Annotated in this window: 3 protein-coding genes; all 3 read left to right on the top strand. The window is 56.2% G+C overall.

The window, feature by feature from the left end:
- Positions 1-1149 (top strand): hypothetical protein (locus PLN84_RS12855; RefSeq protein WP_348532151.1); only part of this gene is annotated, 1149 nt, incomplete at its 5' end.
- On the top strand, positions 1139-1888 hold the full coding sequence (locus tag PLN84_RS12850; protein WP_348532150.1) for a DUF6063 family protein: 750 nt from the start codon (positions 1139-1141) through the stop codon (positions 1886-1888). The genes PLN84_RS12855 and PLN84_RS12850, both read left to right, overlap by 11 nt.
- Positions 1875-3212 (top strand): hypothetical protein (locus PLN84_RS12845; RefSeq protein WP_348532149.1); only part of this gene is annotated, 1338 nt, incomplete at its 3' end. The genes PLN84_RS12850 and PLN84_RS12845, both read left to right, overlap by 14 nt.

Genomic DNA, 3212 nt, shown 5'->3' with positions numbered 1-3212 from the left:
GTGACCGAAGACGGCTACCGGATCACCGATGAAGGCCTCGAGTTCATGATCAGCATCAAGGAGCTCCCCGAAGAGTCCAGGATCACGGTTGCCCTCATTCTCTTTAAGAAGCAGATTGAGAGCGGCTCGTTTAGAAACGCCCTGGAGACGGTGCGGAACCTCAACCTCGAAGTACTCCGCAAGAAAGGAAAGAAACAGGCGCTGCTTGACAGGATGAGGTACGGCGACCCTGATGTGGCCGAAGGCTTTACCACCTACACGCAGGAGGTGATCTCTCAGATCAGGCAGGAGCAGGAACTCTTCACCCAGGTCCAGGCGACGCTCCGCGATCTCTCAAAAGACCAGGAACGAATCGCTCACGCCCCCGAATCGTTCGGGAAGGAAGAGGACTTTATCGCCATCCAGGAACTTGCGACCGAACTTGGGTACGGGTATACCCTCCACAACACCCTCTTGAAAGACTATACCGACCTCCCATCAGAGTATGAGTGGATCTGCCAGGTCCGCATGAAATCGCTCTTTGACCGGAGGTACCAGTTCCAGGAAGCACTGGAGAACCACATCCGCGCAAACGTACCTAACGAGGTGCATATCGTGGAGATGCACCCTCTCCTCCTCCCGAACGTTTCCCGGACGTTTGGCCTCTGCTCGATCTTTGAGCCGCAGAGGATTGTCGGGAGGAAGGCGGAGAACACAGAGGTGAAGACGAGCGAGGAGTGGGGCGATAGGAAGTCCATCGAGAAGATCGTGGAGGGGCGGCAGGATGAGAACTTCAGGATCTATGCGCAGTTGCTGGTTGACGCGCTGGCGGAGAGTGAAACAATAGATCTGCCGGCCTACCTGAGCGTGATCCGCACATGCCTGGGAGACGAGGGGATAGACCACATCGACCTGATCCCCTTCCTGATCGAGCTGAACAAAGGCGCCAGGGATGGCGAGGCATACGAGACCATCTTCGACCTTCATCCGCCGCAAGGCCAGAATGAGCCTGCGGTAGAAGCCCTGCTTTCTGCCGCAGCCCGGTTCGGGGGCGAGTTCCATCGAATCCGGGTGATCTCCCGGCCGGAAAGGCGGGTGTTGATCGGGGAAGAAGAGGACGTGTATCTCTCTTATCTTACGTTTATCGGGGAACGATTGCATGAAGTTTGACCGGGAGAACCTTGGGACCGCCCTGGAGATGCTCCACTGCATGCTGGCGGAAGGCTCGATTGCACGCAAAGATCACCCAAAGGAGTTCCTGCGCTACGATCAGGAGGCTGAGGTGAGGGAGGCGCTGGAGTTCTGTGCAGAGAAGCACAACCTGCTTGTCTGCAGGTATAACGATGCCCTGTACCTGAGCCCCGGCGTACAGAACCGGGTCTTTGGCCTCTCAAACGCCGAGATCCGGAGCAGCCTCGGGAGAGGGTTCAACAACCCCGAGATGTACACTGTCTTTTTTATCATACACGTTCTTATCACCGAGTTCTACCACGAGTCCGCGTACGATGCCTACGTGGAGAAGGTGGCGAAGGCAAACCTCCTTACAGCCGTCGAGAAGAAGATGCAGGCAATGGGAGCGATCCAGGATCTTGAGAAGACAGGCGAGGAATACCAGTTCAACTTCAAGGTCATCCACGATCTGTGGAGCAGTCTCCCGGCTGTAGAGTTCAAGAAAGACGATCCGGACGAGAAGAAACAGTGGGGCGTCAGCTCAAAGAGCACCCTGATCAACGAGACGATCGCCTTCCTGGAGAAGAACCAGCTCGCGAAAGAGCACGACGATGCCGTCTACCTCACCCCGCGCTGCAAGGCGATTATCCGCGAGGTCTACAGCAACCGCGAGGTGCAGGACGCCATCACACTCTTCATCGATGGGCTTGGCCATCAGGGGGGCGATGAGGATGCCTAAACTCCGGTCGGTGCGGGTAGTAAACGCTCAGTTCAACGAGGGAAGGGGGTTATATCAGGACTTCCGCATGCCGTTCTATGGCCGCAATGGTACCTATGAACTGGGCAACGGCATGGGAAAATCGGTCCTTTTAATGCTCATCCTCCAGTGCGTCCTCCCGAATGTCGCTCCTGACCCGAATAAACCCTTTAAGTACATGTTCACCGGAGGCGATCGCAACCGCACGACTCATGTCCTGGCCGAATGGGAACTGGACGAGGTCGTAGATGGGAGAAGATATCTCCTGACGGGGTTCTGTGCAAAACGAAAGTCCGATCAGGAAGATGAAGGTGAGAGCGACGAGATCAAGTATTTCTCCTACCTGCACCTTTACGGTGAGCCAAACGACCTCGATATCGATAAGATTCCCCTCTGCAGGGAAGAGGGAGCAGACTTCTTCACCCAGGACTATTCAGAAACCCGAAAGATGCTCCGGGAAAAAGCAAAAGCAGGGTATGATATCTGGATAGCCGAGACCCGGCAACAGTACCTGGGGCGGCTCAAGGACTACTATCTCATCGAGTCGGAGTGGGAACTCATCAAACTCATCAACCGGCAGGAGAGTTACTTAAAAACCCACTTTCACAGTTTCAGGGATTCAAGGGCATTCGTCGAGGACCTGCTGATCAAGATGATAGACCGGTGCCTCCAGGACAGGCGACGGCTCAAATTTCACGGTGGAGACGAAGATCCCGTCGAGAAAGCGCTCGCCGACTCACTGTATCAATCCCAGGAGGATCTCAGAAAACTGCAGGTGGAGCAGGCACGCCTGCACGAGTACGAGCACCTCCAGAACGAGATCTCCATCCTCCAGACGGCAAACGATCGCCTCCTCGGATCGTACCAGGCATACGAGGAGGCAAGGCAGCGGGCGGCATCGCAGTATGTCGCGTACGTTGCGGCAATCGCCCGGAAAGAGGAAGAGAACCGGCAACTGCAGGAGCAGATTCTCGGAAAGCGAGCGGCTTGCGAGAGTGTGCATAATGAGATCGAAAGAACCGGGCTCAAACTCCAGAATGTACGCCTGAACCTCTCCGGGCAGAGGCTCAAACGGGCGGAAACGGAGAAGGTGGAGCATGAACAGACGGTCAATACGCTGAAGCACCGGGCCGACTTTGCCCGTGCGGTGAACAAGTACCTCTCGATCAGGGAGCGTGAAGCAGAGATCCGGGAGCGGGAGGAGATCATGCGGAAGATGGAGGAGGAGCACCAGGAACTGTTCGCCCGGCTTCGCCCCCTGGGAAAGACCCTCCATACCCTGGTTGCCGCAGAGAAAGAGCGAGTC

This window comes from Methanoculleus sp., from assembly GCF_035363275.1.
Classification (GTDB): Archaea; Halobacteriota; Methanomicrobia; order Methanomicrobiales; family Methanoculleaceae; genus Methanoculleus.
This window is presented reverse-complemented; position numbering and strand designations above follow the sequence as displayed.